The organism is Amycolatopsis marina, from assembly GCF_900111885.1.
Taxonomy (GTDB): domain Bacteria; phylum Actinomycetota; class Actinomycetes; order Mycobacteriales; family Pseudonocardiaceae; genus Amycolatopsis; species Amycolatopsis marina.
Genome location: NZ_FOKG01000016.1, coordinates 1 through 17,957, shown reverse-complemented (window position 1 = coordinate 17,957; position 17,957 = coordinate 1). Strand labels below are relative to the sequence as shown.

Below are 17,957 nucleotides of genomic sequence, written 5' to 3'. Positions count from 1 at the left end.
GATCGCTCGGAACAGTCGGGACGGACCCGTTGAATGATTTATGGTGGACATTGTGCGCCTTCCTGGATTGCACGGACTCGGCCGATGTGCCGAACGTGGTTGCCGCGATTGCCTCCCTCGAGGTGGCTACGGTGGCCTTGCGTAAACCTCCGGACCGTCTTCCGCCTGCAGGCATCCGGCGCCACGGGCTCCCGCATCGAGCACCGCAGAGGCTTCGACCCTAGGAAGATGTCGAGTCGCCCGGTGTCAGGTGAACACCCGACAGTGGGGGCAAGATTTGGTTGAGCCAGACGAGTGTGGGAGCCCGTTATCCATAAAGCCTGCAGAGCTCGTGTTTTCCGCACCGGTGCCAATGAATGTCAAGGGCGTGTTGGTCGGCGTCTGATCACGAGGCGAGGTGAAGTTCAGCCACGCGAAGACGGTCCTGGCTGGAGGCGCGGTGGGAACTGATCGAGAAGCCGAAAACCGATCATCGCGGTGGTCATGACGCTCACGCCGCAAACCCCATCGCGAGCACCCGCATCGCACTTTCCCGGGAAAGTGCGGTTGGGGCTAGTTGGCGGCGTCGATGATCTTGCTCGAGGGTACTTGCAGACGCACCATCCCCGGGCCGACGCCGCCGGACGGGGTCAGACCGGGCCGGTGTACTTCTCGCCGGGGCCCTGGCCGGGGGCGTCGGGCACGGCGGAGGATTCCCGGAACGCCTGCTGGAGGGACTTGAGCCCGTCGCGCAGGGGAGCGGCGTGCATGCCGAGGTACTGCACTGAGGAGGTGACCAGTCCGGCGAGCGCGGTGATCAGCCTGCGCGCCTCGTCGAGGTCGCGGTGCGGGCTGTTGTCGGGGTCGTCGTCGGAGAGGCCGAGCCGTTCCGCGGCCGCCGACATCAGCATGAGGGCCGCCCTGCTGATCACCTCGACGCTGGGAATGTCCTCGAGTCCCCGGTCGTCCGGTGAACGCCCGACCTGGTCCGAGCCCGCTTCGGGGGACTCCGGCCGGGAATAAATGTCCTCGTTGTCAGCGCTGTTTACCACGTCTGGTACCCTTCCACGTGCGACCAGCCCTCGAGCGATCGGGGGCCGCAAGTGGAGCCCCGCTCCCACCCGCGTCGCCGCTGTACTCCAGGCGGCCGGGTCCGGTCACGCGAAGAGTAGCCGTCGGATTTCCGGTGGTCGCCTTCGCGTCGCGCCCGATCCGTCGATCGGGCGTCGATCGGAATGCGGGCCCTGCTCACCACGCGGTGACGGGGCCTGAGGTATGTGGGCACCAGGTCGAGAACGATAGACAACTATTCCTCGGACCAAGGAGGCCCCATCAGCTCCGAGACACGCATCAACGACCGCATCCGGGTGCCGGAGGTCCGGCTTGTCGGACCCAATGGTGAACAGGTCGGCATCGTCCGGATCGAGGATGCGCTGCGGCTCGCTCAGGAGTCGGATCTCGACCTCGTCGAGGTAGCTCCGCAGGCGCGACCGCCGGTGTGCAAGCTCATGGACTTCGGCAAGTTCAAGTACGAGAGCGCGCAGAAGGCCCGCGAGTCACGCCGTAACCAGCAGCTGACGGTCATCAAAGAGCAGAAGCTGCGGCCCAAGATCGACCAGCACGACTACGAGACGAAAAAGGGCCATGTGTCCCGCTTCCTCGCAGCCGGCAACAAGGTCAAGGTGACCATCATGTTCCGCGGGCGGGAGCAGTCCAGGCCGGAACTCGGTTTCCGGCTGCTGCAGAAGCTCGCCGACGACGTCGAAGAGCTGGGGTTCGTCGAGTCGAACCCGAAGCAGGACGGCCGAAACATGATCATGGTTTTGGCGCCGTACAAGAATGTGAAGGCCAAGCCGAAGGCACGGGAAGCCGAGACAGCGGAATCCTGATCGCCCGGGCGGCCAGCACAGCCAGCAGCACACCGGATTCCGGTGTGCTGCCGCATGAGAAACGCAGAGGACCACGAATGCCGAAGATGAAGACCCACAGCGGGACCGCCAAGCGCGTCCGGATCACCGGTAGCGGCAAGCTGCGTCGGCAGAAGGCCGGCCGTCGTCACCTGATGGAGAAGAAGTCCAGCAAGCTCGCCCGCAGGCTGGAGGGCACCACCGAGGTCGCCGCTCAGGACGTGCCTCGGTTGAAGCGCCTTCTCGGCCGCTGAACCTCCCAGGACTTGCTGTAACCAACCCCGGGGCGCTCGATCGCGCCCCCTGATCGACAGGATGGACCCGTGGCACGCGTCAAGCGGGCGGTGAACGCCCAGAAGAAGCGTCGCGCAACTCTCGAACTGGCCAGCGGCTACCGCGGTCAGCGTTCGCGGCTGTACCGCAAGGCCAAGGAGCAGACGCTCCACTCACTCAACTACGCCTACCGGGACCGTCGTGCCCGCAAGGGTGACTTCCGGCAGCTCTGGATCACCCGCATCAACGCGGCCGCCCGGCAGAACGGCGTGACCTACAACCGGTTCATCCAGGGCCTGCGCGTCGCTGGTGTCGAGGTCGACCGCAAGATCCTCGCGGACCTCGCGGTGAACGACGCCGCCGCCTTCACGGCGCTGGCCGAGCTCGCCAAGCAGCACGTGCCCGCGCAGAAGACGGCCTGAACAGTACGGTGAACCAGCAGCCCGGGGTGGTCTTTTCGCACAAGACGCCCCGGGTTGTTGCTGCCCGGAAACTGACCACCCGTTCCGGCCGCGAGGAAGCGGGCCGTTTCCTCGCCGAGGGCGCGCAGGCGGTCCGCGAGGCGCTCGGTCACGGCACCGTGCACGAGGTCTTCGTGACGGAGGCCGCAGCCGGGCGCAACGCCGACGTGCTGGCGCTGGCCGACGGCAGCGTGCGCGTGTCGATGATCGACCGGAGAGCCGCGGAGCTGCTGTCGGAAACGGTGACCCCGCAGGGCCTCGTCGCCGTCTGCGACACGGTGACCGTGTCGCTGGAGCGGGCGCTGGCGGGCGGTCCCGGACTGGTCGCGGTGCTCGTCGGTGTGTCCGATCCCGGTAACGCGGGCACGGTTATCCGGGTGGCCGATGCCGCGGGTGCCGACGCCGTCGTCCTCGCTGGTGACGCGGTGGACGTGCACAACGGCAAGTGCGTGCGCGCCTCCACCGGCAGCGTGTTCCACCTCCCGTTGGCGCGCAGCCGGGACGTGCACGCCGTGCTCGCCGCGTGTCAGCGGGCCGGTCTGCGGACCGTCGCCGCCGATGGCAGCGCCGACACCAGCCTGGAGACCGCCGACTGGCTGACCGAGCCGACGGCCTGGTTGCTGGGCAACGAGGCGCACGGGCTGCCCGAGGAGACGCTCGGCGCGGCCGACCGGGCGCTGCGTGTGCCGCTCTACGGCCGTGCGGAAAGCCTCAACCTCGCCACGGCCGCCGCTGTGTGCCTCTACGCCAGTGCGATGGCTCGCCGCCGTCCCACCACCGGGTGAGTGCAGGTATCCGCGCTCGCGCAGCCGAGGGCTCCGGCCGTGTCCCGATTCCGATCACTTAGAATCGCAGGGTAATCGCTCCGTGCGTGCACGCTGTCTGTCCCGCAGCCGTGCACGCGAGCCCCTGTCACAGCGGACGCCGAGGAGTTATGTCCGGAGTCAACGACAAGCAAGAGCCGGGTCCGGCTGACGTTCTCGCGCCGGAAACCCTTCAGGCCGCCGCAAAAGCGGCCAAGGAGGAGTTCGCCTCGGCGCCGGACCTGGACGCACTTGCCGCGATCAAGCCAGCCCATCTCGGCGACAACTCTCCGCTGCTACTCGCACGGCGGGAGATCGGCGGTCTGCCCAAGGCCGAGAAGGCCGACGCGGGCAAGCGGGTCAACGAGGCGCGTCAGGCGATCCAGGCCGCGTTCGACGAACGCCGGGCCGTGCTGCAGGCCGAGCGGGACGAGCACGTGCTGCGCGAGGAGGCAGTCGACGTCACGCTGCCGTGGAATCGCATCCCCCGTGGAGCCAGACATCCCATCACGACGATCTCCGAGCGGGTTGCCGATGCGTTCGTCGCCATGGGATATGAGGTCGCCGAGGGGCCCGAGGTCGAGGCGGAGTGGTTCAACTTCGACGCACTGAACTTCGGCAAGGACCACCCTGCCCGGCAGATGCAGGACACCTTCTACGTGGGCCCCGAGGATTCCGGGCTGGTGCTGCGCACCCACACGTCCCCGGTGCAGGCGCGGACGTTGCTCGAACGGGAGCTGCCCGTCTACGTCGTCGTGCCGGGCCGCACGTTCCGCACGGACGAGCTGGACTCGACCCACACCCCGGTGTTCCACCAGGTCGAGGGCCTCGCCGTGGACAAGGGACTGACCATGGCCCATCTGAAGGGCACTTTGGACACCTTCGCCAAGGCGATGTTCGGCGAGGGGTCCGGAACCCGCTTCCGGCCGCACTTCTTTCCGTTCACCGAGCCCTCGGCCGAGGTCGACGTCTGGTTCCCGGAGAAGAAGGGCGGACCAGGCTGGGTCGAGTGGGGCGGCTGCGGGATGGTCAACCCCAACGTCCTGCGGGCCTGTGGCGTCGACCCGGCCGTCTACTCGGGCTTCGCGTTCGGCATGGGGCTGGAGCGCACGCTGCAGTTCCGCAACGGGATCCCGGACATGCGCGACATGGTGGAGGGCGACATCAGGTTCACCCTCCCCTTCGGAACGGAGGCCTGAGTGAGCGACCATCGCGAAGCCGCTCGGTCAGGCCGACCGGGTGCGGGTGTCCCGCAGATTACGGAGGCACGCATGAACAATCATGGCGAAGCTGGTCGTGGGTGCCGACCGGGTGCGGGTGTCCCGCAGATTAAGGAGGCCTGAGCAGTGCGAGTCCCCGCTAGCTGGTTGACCGAGCATCTCGGTCTGAGCGAACCGGTGACGCCCCAGCAGTTGGCCGACGCCTTCGTGCGGATCGGCATCGAGGTCGACGGCGTCCATCCGCTCGGTGAGGTCACCGGACCGCTGGTGGTCGGCAGGGTCGTCGAGATCGAGGAGCTGACCGGGTTCAAGAAGCCGATCCGGTACTGCCGGGTCGAGGTCGGGGATATCCCGGAGTCGGACGAACCAGGCGATTCCGGCGAAACCACGGCGCCCACCGACCAGAACGACGGCGACGAGGACACCTCCGCTCCGGGCCCGCCAACTCAGGGCATCGTCTGCGGCGCCACCAACTTCGCCGAGGGTGACCTGGTCGTCGTCGCGCTGCCCGGTGCCGTGCTGCCAGGTGGATTCGAGATCGCCACACGCAAGACGTACGGCCGGGTCAGTGAGGGCATGATCTGCTCGGCCCGGGAGCTCGGGCTTGGGGACGACCACGCCGGCATCCTGGTACTGCCGACCGGTGCCGCGAGCCCCGGCGACGACGGTCGCGAGGTACTCGGCCTCGACGACACGGTGCTGGAACTGGTGCCGACTCCTGACCGCGGTTACGCGCTGTCCATCCGCGGACTGGCCAGGGAACTGGCCTGCGCACTGGACGTGCCGTTCGGTGATCCGGCAGACGGCAAGGCCATCGAGATTCCGGAGGCCGAGGGCGAGGCCTGGCCGGTCCGGATCGAGGACCCGTCCGGCTGCAGCCGGTTCGTGGTGCGCCGCGTCACCGGGCTGGACGCCGGTGCGCCGACCCCGTGGTGGATGCACCGCAGGCTGTTGCTCGCCGGCATCCGGTCGATCTCGCTCGCGGTCGACGTCACCAACTACGTGATGCTCGAACTCGGGCACCCGCTGCACGCCTGGGACACCGGCTCGGTGCGGGGCGAGCTGGTCGTGCGCAGGGCGAAGCCCGGCGAGAAGCTGACCACTCTGGACGACGTCGTGCGGGAACTGGACCCGGACGACGTCGTCATCGCCGACGACAGCGGGGTCGCCTCGCTGGCAGGCACCATGGGCGGCGCCGGAACCGAGATCTCCACCGAGAGCACGGACGTGCTGCTCGAGGCGGCGCACTGGGATCCGGCGTCGATCAGCCGGACCGCACGCAGGCACCGGTTGTTCTCCGAGGCGGCGAAACGGTTCGAGCGGTTCACCGATCCGCAGCTCTGCGCCTCGGCGGTCGAGCTTGCCGCGCGGCTGCTGCGGCAGTACGGCGACGGCAGCATCCAGCCCGGCCGCACCGACGTCGGCGACGTCGCGCCGCACGCCGCGGTGACGATGCCGATCAGCCTGCCGGACCAGGTCGCGGGCGTCCGGTACGAGCGTGGCGTGACCGCGCGCAGGCTGAGCCAGATCGGTTGCAAGATCACCGTGGGCACGGGCGACGACGGGACCGCCCTGGTCACCGCCGTTCCGCCGAGCTGGCGCAACGACCTGGTGCAGCAGGCGGACCTGGTCGAGGAGGTGCTGCGCCTCGAGGGCTACGACAGCATTCCCTCGGTCGTCCCCGCGGCGCCCGCCGGTCGTGGCCTCACCGAGAAGCAGCGCAGGCGCAGGACCGTGTCGAGGGCACTCGCGGAGTCCGGCTACGTGGAAGTACTGCCGTTCCCGTTCGTGTCCCCGTCCACCTGGGACGACTTCGGGCTGCCGGAGGACGACGTCCGGCGGCGCGGGCTGTCGTTGCTCAACCCGCTCGAGTCGGACAAGAACCAACTTGCGACCTCGTTGTTGCCGGGCCTGCTGGAGTCGTTGCAGCGCAACGCCTCCCGCGGGTTCCGGGACCTCGCGCTGTTCAACATCGGCCAGGTGGTGCTGCCGGGCGCCAAGCGGATCCCGGTGCCGGACCTCGGGGTGGACCGCAGGCCGACCGACTCCGAGCTCGCCGCACTGGAGGCCTCGGTTCCGGCGCAACCGCTGCACGTCGCGGTGGTGCTGGCCGGGCAGCGGACGAGGTCCGGCTGGTGGGGTTCCGGCGAGCAGGCGTGCTGGGCCGACGCGGTCCAGGCCGCCCGCACCGTCGCCGAGGCCGCCGGAGTGGAGTTGCGGGTACAGGCGGGTGACCTGCTCCCGTGGCACCCCGGTCGTTGCGCCGAACTGCTGGTCGGCGACTGGCCCGTGGGACATGCGGGGGAGTTGCACCCCAAGGTCGTCGAGGCACTCGGTCTGCCCGCCCGCACAGTGGCCATGGAGCTCGACCTGGACGCCATTCCGCAGCCGGAGAGCCGTCCCGCCCCGTCGATCTCGACCTACCCACCCGTGCTGCTGGACGTCGCTCTTGTCGTCGACACCAAGGTGCCGTCGGCCGAACTGGCCGCGGCATTGCGCCGTGGTGCCGGTGAACTGATCGAGGACGTGACGCTGTTCGACGACTACAGCGGTGACCAGCTGGGCGAGGGCAAGCGTTCGCTGGCGTACAAGCTGCGCTTCCGCGCTCCTGATCGGACACTCACCGTGGAGGAGGCCACCGAGGCCCGCGATGCGGCGGTGGCCGCCGCGGCCGAACGGTTCGGCGCCGAATTGCGGAGCTGACCGAACGACCAGAGCGGTATTCGGCGCCCCCGGGATGACGAGAGTCACCCGGGGGCGTTGTCATTCGGATTGATTGAGCTTGCGTTCGGATGCATAATTATTCGTATGACGGTATCGGTAGCTGTATCCGGGGCAAGTGGTTACGCGGGCGGTGAACTTCTGCGGCTGCTGCTGACCCACCCCGAGGTGGAGATCGGCGCGCTGACCGCGGCGAGCAGTGCGGGCACCCGGCTGGGGCAGCATCAGCCGCACCTCGTTCCACTGGCCGACCGCGTGCTGCTCGACACCACGGCCGAGACACTGGCCGGGCACGACGTCGTATTCCTCGCGCTCCCACACGGGCATTCCGCTGAGATCGCCGCGCAGCTCGGACCGGACGTGCTGGTGGTCGACCTCGGGGCCGACCACCGGCTGACCGAGGCCGCCGACTGGACGCGGTGGTATGGCGGCGAGCACGCGGGTTCCTGGCCGTACGGGCTGCCGGAGCTACCGGGTGCCCGCGACCGGCTCCGGGGGGCGAACCGGATCGCCGTGCCCGGGTGCTTTCCCACCGGCGGCACCCTCGCACTGGCCCCCGCGCTCGCCGAAGGCCTGGTCGAGCCCGCGGTCAGCATCGTCTCGGTGACCGGCAGTTCCGGGGCGGGCCGCAGCCTGAAAACCAACCTCCTCGGTTCCGAGGTCATGGGGTCGGCACGGGCGTACGGCGTGGCTGGGGCGCACCGCCACACCCCTGAGTTCGCCCAGAACCTCGGCGCCGTGGCCGGTGCTCCGGTGACGGTTTCCTTCACTCCCGTCCTTGCCCCGATGCCGCGCGGCATTCTCACCACCGCGAGCGCGCGGTTGGCCGACGGCGTGGACGAGCACGCGGTACGGGCCGTGTATGCGAAGGCCTATGCCGATGAGCCGTTCGTCCACCTCTTGCCGGAGGGCGAGTGGCCTGCCACCGCGGCGACGGTTGGCTCCAACGCCGTTCAGCTCCAGGTCGGTGTCGATATCGACGCGGGACGACTGGTCGCGGTGGCCGCCATCGACAACCTGACAAAGGGAACGGCGGGCGGTGCGGTGCAGTCGATGAACCTGGCACTCGGGTTCGCCGAGACCACGGGCCTCTCCGCGGTCGGGGTCGCGCCGTGACCGTCACCGTCCCCCGTGGTTTCCGCGCGTCCGGTGTGGCCGCCGGACTGAAGGCGGAGGGCGCGCTCGACGTCGCCCTCGTGGTCAACGACGGACCCGCCGATGTCGCGGCCGCCGTGTTCACCGCGAACCGCTGCAAGGCCAACCCGGTGCTGTGGAGCGAGCAGGCACTCGCCGACGGCCGTGCCCGTGCCGTGGTGCTCAACTCCGGCGGCGCGAACTGCTACACGGGCCCGCAGGGTTTCCAGGCCACGCACTCCGCGGCCGAGCAGGTCGCTGCCGCGCTCGGCCTCGGCGCGATCGACGTGGCGGTGTGCTCGACCGGGCTCATCGGCGAGCAGTTGCGGACGGACGCGCTGACCGCCGGCATCACCGAAGCGGTGGCCGCGCTGTCCCCGGACGGCGGTGGTGACGCCGCCGAGGCGATCATGACCACCGACATGCACAGCAAGCAGGCCGTCGAGCACGGCGACGGCTGGAGCGTCGGCGGGATCGCCAAGGGGGCGGGCATGCTCGCGCCCGCGCTGGCCACCATGCTCGTGGTGCTCACCACGGACGCCGACGTGGACGCGGCCACGGCGGACGGTGCGCTGCGGGCCGCCACCCGGACCACCTTCGACCGCCTGGACTCCGACGGCTGCATGTCGACCAACGACACGGTGTTGCTGCTGTGCAACGGCGCCTCGGAAGTGGCTCCCGCCGCCGACGAGTTCGGCGCGGCGGTGCAGGCGGTGTGCCGAGACCTCGCCCGGCAACTGCTCGCCGACGCCGAGGGCGCCGAGCACGACATCTCCATCGAGGTCCGCGGCGCCGCCGCGGAAGACGACGCCGTCGAGGTCGGCAGGGCGATCGCCAGGAGCAACCTGTTCAAGTGCGCGGTGTTCGGCAAGGACCCGAACTGGGGCCGCATTCTCGCCGCCGCGGGCACCACCGCTGCGGAGTTCGACCCGATGCGGTTGGACGTGTCGTTCAACGGCGTCCGTGTCTGCCGCGACGGCCAGCCCGGCGAGCCCTCGTCCGACGTTGACCTGACGCCCCGCGACGTGCATGTGGTCGTGGATCTCAAGGCAGGCGAACACACCGCCACCATCTGGACCAACGACCTCACCCACGCCTACGTTCACGAGAACTCGGTGTACTCGACATGACGCCTTCCGAAGCGACGATCCCACCTGCGGAACGACTGGCCACCGCGGCAGAAAAGGCCGGAGTGCTCATCGAGGCGCTACCGTGGCTGCAGCGCTTCCACGGCGCCACAGTCGTGGTCAAATACGGCGGCAACGCCATGATCGACGACACGCTCAAGCAGGCGTTCGCCCAGGACATGGTGTTCCTGCGGCTGGCAGGCCTGCGGCCGGTGGTGGTGCACGGCGGGGGACCACAGATCACCTCGATGCTGGACCGCCTCGGCATCGAGGGTGAGTTCCGGGGCGGCCTGCGGGTCACCACGCCGGAGACGATGGACATCGTGCGGATGGTGCTCGTCGGCCAGGTCAGCAGGGAACTGGTCGGGTTGATCAACACGCACGGTCCCTACGCCGTCGGTATCTCCGGTGAGGACGCGCGCCTGTTCACCGCCCGGCGCAAGTTGGCCACAGTGGACGGTGAAGCGGTCGACATCGGACTCGTCGGCGAGGTCGCCGGGGTTAACCCGGAGGCGGTGCTGGACATCGTCAACGCGGGCCGTATCCCGGTGGTGTCCACGGTCGCCCCGGACTCCGACGGCGTCGTGCACAACGTGAACGCCGACACCGCCGCCGGCGCGCTGGCCGCGGCGCTCGGCGCGGAGAAGCTGGTGGTACTCACCGACGTCGAGGGGCTCTACGCCAACTGGCCGGACCGCTCGTCGCTGGTGGACCGGATCAGGGTGGACCGGCTCGAGCAAATGCTGCCCGAACTCGCCAGCGGCATGATCCCGAAGATGGAGGCCTGTGTCCGGGCCATCCGCGGTGGCGTCCGCAGGGCACACGTGATCGACGGCAGGCTGGCGCACTCGGTGCTGCTGGAGGTCTTCACCTCACAGGGCATCGGCACGATGGTGCTTCCGGACGAGAACGGATCAGGACAGGGGCAGGTATGACGGACGTCAACTCCAATCAGGACGGTCAGCGGCAGTGGCAGTCGGTCCTGATGGACAACTACGGCACCCCGCAGCTCACCCTGGTTCGCGGCGAGGGTGCGCGGGTGTGGGATGCCGACGGCACCGAGTACCTCGACCTGGTCGGCGGAATCGCGGTCAACGCTCTCGGGCACGGTCACCCCGCGGTGGTCGCCGCGGTCACCGAGCAGATCGGCAAGCTAGCGCACGCCTCGAACCTCTATGCCAATCCGGTCGGACTGGAGCTGGCCGAGACCCTGCTCGACGTGGCGGGTGTGAGCGGCAAGGTCCTGTTCGTGAACTCCGGCGCCGAGGCGAACGAGGCCGCGCTCAAGATCAGCAGGCTGACCGGCAGGACGAAGATCGTGGCATGTGAGGGCGCATTCCACGGCCGGACCATGGGCGCTCTGTCGCTGACGGGCCAGCCGGCGAAGAAGGAGCCCTTCGCACCCCTGGTTCCGGGCATCACCCATGTGCCCTTCGGCGACATCGCCGCGCTGGAGGCCGTCACCGACACCGAGACCGCGGCGGTCGTGCTGGAGCCGGTACTCGGCGAGGGTGGCGTGGTACCTGCCCCCGACGGGTACCTGCAGGCAGCGAGGGAGATCACCCGCAGGACGGGCACTCTGCTCGTGCTCGACGAGGTGCAGACCGGCGTCGGCAGGACCGGTGCGTGGTTCGCCTTCCACCGCGCGGGAATAACCCCGGACGTGATCACCCTGGCCAAGGGACTCGGCGGCGGTCTGCCGCTCGGCGCGGTGATCGGTGTCGGCCCCGCCGGCGATCTGCTCCGGCCCGGCCACCACGGCACGACGTTCGGCGGTAACCCGGTCTGCTGCGCGGCCGGACTCGCGGTGCTGCGGACGATCGCGGCCGATGGGCTCAACGACCACGTCGCCGCGCTCGGCAAGGACATCGCGCGCGGCATCGAGGAACTCGCGCACCCCCTGATCGCCGGTGTGCGGGGTGCCGGACTGCTGCTCGGTGTCTCGCTGCGTGAGCCGGTCGCCCCAACCGTGGCCGCCGCAGCTCAGACCGCGGGCTACCTGATCAACGCCATCGCGCCGGACACGATCCGGTTGGCGCCCCCACTGATCCTCACCGACGAGCAGGCCGCGGGGTTTCTGGCAGCTCTGCCCGCCGCGCTCGACACCACCACCACCTAAGGACTGTTCTGCGATGCCCCGCCACTTCCTGCGCGACGACGACCTGACTCCCGACGAACAGCGTGAGGTACTCGACCTCGCCGACGAACTCAAGAAGGACCGGCTGGGCAGCACCCCGCTGCGCGGCCGGTCGGTCGCCGCGATCTTCGAGAAGAACTCCACCAGGACCCGGCTCTCGTTCGAGGTGGGCATCGCCCAGCTCGGTGCCCAATCGATCATTGTGGACGGTCGCTCGATGCAGCTGGGCAGGGAGGAGACCATCGAGGACACCTCACGGGTGCTCTCCAGGTACGTGGACGCCGTGGTGTGGCGGACCTTCGCGCAGAAGCGGATGGACGCCATGGCCTCGGTGTCCCGGATCCCGGTCATCAACGCGCTCACCGACGAGTTCCACCCCTGCCAGGTCCTGACGGATCTGCAGACCATCCGGGAGCGCAAGGGCAAGCTCGCCGGGCTGACCATGGTCTACCTCGGCGATGGCGCCAACAACATGGCGCACTCCCTGCTGCTGGGCGGGACCACCGCCGGAATGCACGTTCGGGTGGTGGCACCGGAGGGTTTCCAGCCGGACCAGCAGGTGATGCTGGACGCGAAGCACAGGGCGAAGGACACCGGGGGTAGCGTGTCGGTCTTCACCGACCCGCACGCCGCAGTGGACGGCGCGGACGTGCTGGTCACCGACACCTGGACCTCGATGGGTCAGGAGAACGACGGCAAGGACCGTGTTGGTCCCTTCCGGGCACTGCAGGTGAACTCCGCGCTGCTCGACCGCGCTGCTCCCGGCGCGATCGTGCTGCACTGTCTCCCCGCGCACCGAGGGTGGGAGATCACCGACGAGGTGCTCGACGGACCCGCCAGCGCGGTCTGGGACGAGGCGGAGAACCGGCTGCACGCGCAGAAGGCGCTGCTGGTATGGCTCTTCGCCCAGAGCGGCGAAGAGGTTCGACGATGAGCAGGACGTCGAGACAGGCGCGGATCGTCGAGCTGGTGTCCACAATGGCCATTCGGAGCCAGACCGAACTGGCCCGGCTGCTCGCCGCAGAGGGAATCGAGGTCACGCAGGCCACGCTGTCGCGGGATCTGGACGAGCTCGGTGCGGTCAAGTTGCGCGGCGCGGACTCCGGGGCGCCGGTCTACGTCATCCCGGAGGACGGCAGCCCGGTGCGCGGTGTGCAGGGCGGCACGTCCCGGTTGTCGAGGCTGCTCGCCGAGCTGCTGGTCTCGGCCGACGCGTCCGGAAATCTCACGGTGCTGCGAACACCGCCCGGTGCGGCGCAGTTCCTGGCCAGTGCGATCGACCGGGCGGCGCTGGAAGAGGTCGTCGGTTCGATCGCGGGGGACGACACGGTCGCGGTCATCGCCAGGGAACCGCTCACCGGCAGGGACCTGGCCGAGCGATTCGCCGCGCTCGCGCAGCGGTCGGCCACCGAGGACGCGGAAGAGCTCAAGGAGCAGGACAATGAGCACTGAGCGGATCGTGCTCGCCTATTCGGGCGGGCTGGACACCTCGGTCGGGATCGGCTGGATCGCTGAGGAGACCGGCGCGGAGGTCGTGGCCGTGGCCGTCGACCTCGGCCAGGGTGGCGAGGACCTGGAGACCATCCGCCGGCGTGCCCTCGACTGTGGCGCCGTGGAGGCCGTCGTCGCCGACGCGCGCGACGAGTTCGCCGACCAGTACTGTCTGCCCGCGTTGCAGGCCAACGCTCTCTACATGGACCGCTACCCGCTGGTCTCGGCGCTGTCCCGCCCGGTCATCGTCAAGCACCTCGCGGAGGCGGCGAAGTACCACGGCGCGACCACCGTGGCGCACGGCTGCACCGGCAAGGGCAACGACCAGGTGCGGTTCGAGGTCGGCCTCGGCGCACTCGTGCCGGACCTGAAGGTCATCGCCCCGGTCCGCGACTTCGCCTGGACGAGGGAGAAGGCGATCGCCTACGCCGAGGAGCGGAACCTGCCGATCGACGTCACCAAGAAGTCGCCGTTCTCCGTCGACCAGAACGTGTGGGGTCGTGCGGTGGAGACCGGGTTCCTCGAGGACCTGTGGAACGCGCCGACGAAGGACGTCTACTCCTACACCGAGGACCCGACCGTCAACTGGCAGGCGCCGGACGAACTGGTGATCACCTTCGACCGTGGCGTTCCTGTGGCGATCGACGGCGAGACGGTGACCGTGCTCGAGGCGATCCAGCAGCTCAACCGCCGTGCCGGGGCACACGGCATCGGCAGGCTCGACATGGTCGAGGACCGCCTTGTCGGGATCAAGAGCCGCGAGGTCTACGAGGCGCCGGGAGCGATCGCCTTGATCACCGCGCACCAGGAACTGGAGAACGTCACCCTCGAGCGCGACCTCGCCAGGTTCAAGCGGCAGGTCGAGCAGCGGTGGGGCGAGCTGGTCTACGACGGACTCTGGTTCTCGCCGCTGAAGGAGGCGCTGGACGGGTTCGTCGCCAAGACCCAGGCGCACGTGTCCGGCGAGATCCGGATGGTGCTGCACGGCGGGACGGCGACGGTCAACGGCAGGCGCAGCGAGCGGTCGCTGTACGACTTCAACCTCGCCACCTACGACGAGGGCGACACCTTCGACCAGTCGCTGGCCAAGGGCTTCGTCCAGCTGTGGGGCCTGCCGAGCAAGATCGCCGCGAAGCGCGACCAGAAGAGCTGACCGACATAGAAGGGATGAGCAACACCGTGTCCGAGGAACAGCAGCCGGTGCAGTTGTGGGGTGGGCGGTTCAGCAGTGGTCCGGCCGAGGCGATGGCCGCGTTGAGCGCGTCGACGCACTTCGACTGGCGTCTCGCGCCCTACGACATCGCGGGCTCCCGGGCGCATGCCCGCGTGCTGCACACCGCGGGGCTGCTCGACGAGCGCGAACTGACGGACATGCTCGCCGCGCTGGACGCGCTGGCCGCGGACGTCGCCTCGGGTGCGTTCACCCCGACCGTGGCCGATGAGGACGTGCACACCGCGCTGGAGCGGGGCCTGCTGGAGCGGGCGGGCACCGAACTCGGCGGCAAGCTGCGTGCGGGCCGCTCCCGCAACGACCAGGTCGCCACGCTCTTCCGGATGTGGTTGCGGGATGCCGCACGCCGGGTCGTCGCGGGCACCCTCGACATCGTCGACGCGCTCGTGGCCCAGGCGAGCAGACACCCGGACGCGGTGCTGCCCGGCAGGACACACCTGCAGCACGCCCAGCCGGTGCTGTTGGCGCACCACCTGCTCGCGCACGCGCAGTCGCTGCTGCGCGACGTCGGCAGGCTGCGGGACTGGGACGCGCGGACCGACGAGTCGCCGTACGGTTCCGGCGCGCTGGCAGGTTCCTCGCTCGGCCTCGACCCCCGCGCCGTGGCCGCTGAGCTGGGCTTCGGGACTTCGGTGGAGAACTCCATCGACGGCACGGCCGCACGGGACTTCGCGGCGGAGTTCGCCTTCGCGCTCGCCATGCTGGGAGTGAACCTCTCCCGCATCGCGGAGGAGGTGATCATCTGGAACACCGCCGAGTTCGGCTACGTCACCCTCGACGACGCGTGGGCCACGGGCAGCTCGATCATGCCGCAGAAGAAGAATCCGGATGTCGCCGAGCTGACGCGCGGCAAGTCCGGCAGGCTGATCGGCAACCTCACCGGGCTGCTCGCCACGCTGAAGGCGCAGCCGCTGGCGTACAACCGGGACCTGCAGGAGGACAAGGAGCCGGTCTTCGACTCCGTCGAGCAGCTCGAACTCCTCTTCCCCGCGATCGCCGGGATGATCGGCACGCTGACGTTCCACACCGACCGTCTCGCCGAGCTGGCCCCGGCTGGGTTCACCCTGGCCACCGACATCGCCGAGTGGCTGGTGCGCGCCGGTGTCCCGTTCCGGGTCGCACACGAGGCCGCGGGGGAGAGCGTGCGGGTCGCCGAGACCCGCGGAGTGGGCCTGGACGAGCTCACCGACGAGGAACTGGCCGCGATCCATCCCGCTCTTACCCCGAAGGTGCGGGAGGTGCTGACGGTGGCCGGGTCGGTGGGTTCCAGGGACGCGCACGGCGGGACCGCGCCCGCGCGCGTCGCGGAGCAGCGCGAACGGCTGGTGCGGCGGCTCACGGAGCACCGGTCCTGGGTAGCTGGGTAACCTGTCGCTGTCCGGATACAGTTGAGGAGCGGATCGCCATCACCAAGCACGACAGGGTCTTCACCAGGGCCGAGTTGGCGATCGATCCGATCGACCTGGCGCACCGGCTGCTCGGCTCGGTACTGGAGTCGCGCAGCGAGCAGGGAACCGTGCGGATCCGGCTGTCCGAGGTCGAGGCCTACCGCGGCCAGGACGACCCGGCCTCGCACTGCTATCGCGGCCGCACCCCGCGCAACGACGTCATGTGGGGGCCCGCCGGGCATCTCTATGTCTACTTCGTCTACGGCATGCATTTCTGTGCCAATGTCGTCGGGCTGACCGACGGGGTCCCCGGCGCGGTCCTGCTGCGTGCGGGCGAGGTCCTGTCCGGGGCCGAACTGGTGCGAGCGCGGCGGCCTACCGCCCGTGGCGGTGGTGCGGTCGCCAGGGGACCGGCGATCCTGACCTCGGCGCTCGGTCTTGGCCGGGAGCACAACGGGATGGACCTTGTCGACCCCGAGTCGCCGGTGCGCCTGCTGGCGGCCCCGGCCCTGCCCCGCGCGCAGATCCGCAATGGACCACGGGTCGGCGTCGCGGCCGCGGTCGAGGTGCCGTGGCGGTTCTGGATCGACGGTTCACCCGCCGTATCGACCTACCGCAGGGGTGGCCGGGTACGGCCCCGGGAGGAAGTCGTTTGACCTCCTGCGGGAGTATCGGTGCGTGAGCGAGAACATCCTTGACGAGCTGTCCTGGCGCGGGTTGATCGCGCAGTCCACCGATCTCGACGCGCTCCGCCGCGATCTCGGCGAGGGGCCACTCACCCTGTATGCCGGTTTCGATCCCACCGCACCCAGCCTGCACGCCGGGCACCTGGTGCAGATGCTCCTGCTGCGGCGGTTCCAGGACGCGGGAAACCGGCCGGTCCTGCTGGCCGGCGGCGGCACCGGGCTGATCGGGGACCCGCGAGATGTCGGTGAGCGGTCGCTGCATTCCGAGGACACGGTCCGGGAGTGGGCAGGGCGGCTGCGCGGGCAGCTGGCCAAGTTCGTGGACTTCGACCACCCCACGGCTCCGCCGATCGAGGTGAACAACCTCGACTGGCTCGGCGGGATGCCGGTCACGGCGTTCCTGCGGGATGTGGGCAAGCACTTCTCGGTCAACACGATGCTGGCCAGGGAGACCGTGAAGCGCAGGCTCGACGGCGAGGGCATCTCCTACACCGAGTTCAGCTACATGCTCCTGCAGGCGAATGACTACCGGGAACTCTTCAACCGCTACGGGGTGCGGCTGCAGATCGGTGGCTCCGACCAGTGGGGCAACATCCTCGCCGGCGTGGACCTGATCCGCCGGGTGCACGGCGAGCACGTGCACGCGCTGACCGCGCCACTGCTCACCGACGCCGAGGGACGCAAGATCGGCAAGTCCACCGGGGGCGGCAGCATCTGGCTCGACCCGGAGCTGACCTCGCCGTACGCCTGGTACCAGTACTTCCTCAACCTCGGTGACGCAGAGGTGGGCCAATGCCTCCGGCTGCTCACCTTCCTGTCCCGTGACGAGGTGACGGAACTGGAGACGGCAACCCAGGAGCGACCCGCGGCCCGGCTCGCGCAGCGGGCGCTGGCCAAGGAACTGACCGACCTGGTGCACGGGGAGGACCAGACCCGGCAGGTGATCGCTGCCAGCCAGGCCTTGTTCGGCAGGGGCGAGCTCGCCGAACTGGAACCGACCACCCTCGAGTCCGCCATGGCTGAGGTGCCGAACGGCGAGGTGGCTCTGTCCGCCGAACCGACGATCGTCGACCTTCTGCTCGCCGGGGGACTCGTGGACAGCAAGGGCGCTGCCCGACGCACGGTGAAGGAGGGCGGCGCCTACGTGAACAACGTGAAGGTGCCCGACGAGAACTGGCGCCCCGGGCAGGACGACGCGCTGCACGACGGTTGGCTCGTGGTGCGCAGGGGCAAGCGGAACACCGCCGGGGTGCGCCTGCTCGGGTGAACAGCCTCGAAACAGGGGGTGACCTGCGGTTTCGCCGTTAAGGGACCCCCCTGTTTTTGGGGGGTTGGTGGGTGTGTAATCTTCTTCTTGTCGCCAGGGAGACCGGGTCGGCGGAGCGGGAGAGAGAGCTTC

The 17,957-nt window shown here is 69.3% G+C and carries 17 protein-coding genes; 16 read left to right on the top strand and 1 reads right to left on the bottom strand.

Translation table 11 applies throughout. The annotated features are described in order from the left end of the window. Positions 1-629: 629 nt before the first annotated feature. Positions 630-926: a DUF1844 domain-containing protein gene (locus BM199_RS23615; protein ID WP_425425579.1), complete on the bottom strand. Its 297-nt coding sequence runs from the start codon at positions 924-926 to the stop codon at positions 630-632. Positions 927-1,256: 330 nt separating this feature from the next. Between BM199_RS23615 and infC the strand changes: the two genes are divergently transcribed. From infC to tyrS, 16 genes are all read left to right on the top strand, one after another. Beyond that, a complete protein-coding gene (infC, locus tag BM199_RS23610; protein ID WP_091675524.1) occupies positions 1,257-1,868 on the top strand; it encodes a translation initiation factor IF-3 in 612 nt (203 codons plus the stop codon). A gap of 77 nt (positions 1,869-1,945) precedes the next feature. Continuing rightward, positions 1,946-2,140, top strand: coding sequence for a 50S ribosomal protein L35 (gene rpmI / locus BM199_RS23605; RefSeq protein ID WP_091675522.1), 195 nt, complete (start codon positions 1,946-1,948; stop codon positions 2,138-2,140). Between the two features lie 69 nt (positions 2,141-2,209). Continuing rightward, positions 2,210-2,581 carry a 50S ribosomal protein L20 gene (rplT, locus tag BM199_RS23600; RefSeq protein ID WP_091675520.1) on the top strand — a complete coding sequence of 124 codons (372 nt, stop codon included), beginning with the start codon at positions 2,210-2,212 and terminating at the stop codon, positions 2,579-2,581. Between the two features lie 26 nt (positions 2,582-2,607). Continuing rightward, a complete protein-coding gene (locus tag BM199_RS23595; RefSeq protein WP_177242759.1) occupies positions 2,608-3,405 on the top strand; it encodes a TrmH family RNA methyltransferase in 798 nt (265 codons plus the stop codon). Between the two features lie 149 nt (positions 3,406-3,554). Then, positions 3,555-4,622, top strand: a complete 1,068-nt coding sequence (pheS, locus tag BM199_RS23590) for a phenylalanine--tRNA ligase subunit alpha (RefSeq protein ID WP_091675518.1) — start codon at positions 3,555-3,557, stop codon at positions 4,620-4,622. Between the two features lie 147 nt (positions 4,623-4,769). Next, on the top strand, positions 4,770-7,346 hold the full coding sequence (gene pheT / locus BM199_RS23585) for a phenylalanine--tRNA ligase subunit beta (protein WP_091675516.1): 2,577 nt from the start codon (positions 4,770-4,772) through the stop codon (positions 7,344-7,346). Positions 7,347-7,451: 105 nt separating this feature from the next. Then, the gene (gene argC, locus BM199_RS23580) at positions 7,452-8,480 is read left to right on the top strand and encodes an N-acetyl-gamma-glutamyl-phosphate reductase (protein ID WP_091675514.1); all 1,029 of its coding nucleotides are present in this window, start codon (positions 7,452-7,454) and stop codon (positions 8,478-8,480) included. Then, the gene (argJ, locus tag BM199_RS23575) at positions 8,477-9,628 is read left to right on the top strand and encodes a bifunctional glutamate N-acetyltransferase/amino-acid acetyltransferase ArgJ (protein ID WP_091675512.1); all 1,152 of its coding nucleotides are present in this window, start codon (positions 8,477-8,479) and stop codon (positions 9,626-9,628) included. The genes argC and argJ overlap by 4 nt, the downstream gene beginning before the upstream one ends. Then, positions 9,625-10,560, top strand: a complete 936-nt coding sequence (gene argB / locus BM199_RS23570; RefSeq protein WP_091675510.1) for an acetylglutamate kinase — start codon at positions 9,625-9,627, stop codon at positions 10,558-10,560. Before argJ ends, argB begins: the two co-directional genes overlap by 4 nt. Further along, entirely contained in the window at positions 10,557-11,744 is a 1,188-nt protein-coding gene (locus BM199_RS23565; RefSeq protein WP_091675509.1) for an acetylornithine transaminase, read from the top strand. Before argB ends, BM199_RS23565 begins: the two co-directional genes overlap by 4 nt. A 13-nt stretch (positions 11,745-11,757) precedes the next feature. Next, positions 11,758-12,696, top strand: coding sequence for an ornithine carbamoyltransferase (gene argF / locus BM199_RS23560; protein WP_091675507.1), 939 nt, complete (start codon positions 11,758-11,760; stop codon positions 12,694-12,696). Then, on the top strand, positions 12,693-13,214 hold the full coding sequence (locus BM199_RS23555; protein WP_091675506.1) for an arginine repressor: 522 nt from the start codon (positions 12,693-12,695) through the stop codon (positions 13,212-13,214). Before argF ends, BM199_RS23555 begins: the two co-directional genes overlap by 4 nt. After that, on the top strand, positions 13,204-14,406 hold the full coding sequence (locus BM199_RS23550) for an argininosuccinate synthase (RefSeq protein WP_091675505.1): 1,203 nt from the start codon (positions 13,204-13,206) through the stop codon (positions 14,404-14,406). The genes BM199_RS23555 and BM199_RS23550 overlap by 11 nt, the downstream gene beginning before the upstream one ends. 26 nt (positions 14,407-14,432) lie before the next feature. Then, the gene (gene argH, locus BM199_RS23545) at positions 14,433-15,851 is read left to right on the top strand and encodes an argininosuccinate lyase (RefSeq protein WP_091675784.1); all 1,419 of its coding nucleotides are present in this window, start codon (positions 14,433-14,435) and stop codon (positions 15,849-15,851) included. 38 nt (positions 15,852-15,889) lie between these two features. After that, positions 15,890-16,528 (top strand): DNA-3-methyladenine glycosylase, encoded by a 639-nt coding sequence (locus tag BM199_RS23540; RefSeq protein ID WP_091675781.1) that lies wholly within the window; start codon positions 15,890-15,892, stop codon positions 16,526-16,528. 22 nt (positions 16,529-16,550) lie between these two features. Then, a complete protein-coding gene (gene tyrS / locus BM199_RS23535; RefSeq protein ID WP_091675504.1) occupies positions 16,551-17,825 on the top strand; it encodes a tyrosine--tRNA ligase in 1,275 nt (424 codons plus the stop codon). The last annotated feature ends 132 nt before the right edge of the window (positions 17,826-17,957 follow it).

Coding starts and splice junctions, on each gene's coding strand:
- rpmI (WP_091675522.1), top strand. CDS start 1,946: ATGCCGAAGATGAAGACCCACAGCGGGACCGCCAAGCGCGTCCGGATC.
- pheS (WP_091675518.1), top strand. CDS start 3,555: ATGTCCGGAGTCAACGACAAGCAAGAGCCGGGTCCGGCTGACGTTCTC.
- argC (WP_091675514.1), top strand. CDS start 7,452: ATGACGGTATCGGTAGCTGTATCCGGGGCAAGTGGTTACGCGGGCGGT.
- argB (WP_091675510.1), top strand. CDS start 9,625: ATGACGCCTTCCGAAGCGACGATCCCACCTGCGGAACGACTGGCCACC.
- BM199_RS23565 (WP_091675509.1), top strand. CDS start 10,557: ATGACGGACGTCAACTCCAATCAGGACGGTCAGCGGCAGTGGCAGTCG.
- argF (WP_091675507.1), top strand. CDS start 11,758: ATGCCCCGCCACTTCCTGCGCGACGACGACCTGACTCCCGACGAACAG.
- BM199_RS23555 (WP_091675506.1), top strand. CDS start 12,693: ATGAGCAGGACGTCGAGACAGGCGCGGATCGTCGAGCTGGTGTCCACA.
- BM199_RS23550 (WP_091675505.1), top strand. CDS start 13,204: ATGAGCACTGAGCGGATCGTGCTCGCCTATTCGGGCGGGCTGGACACC.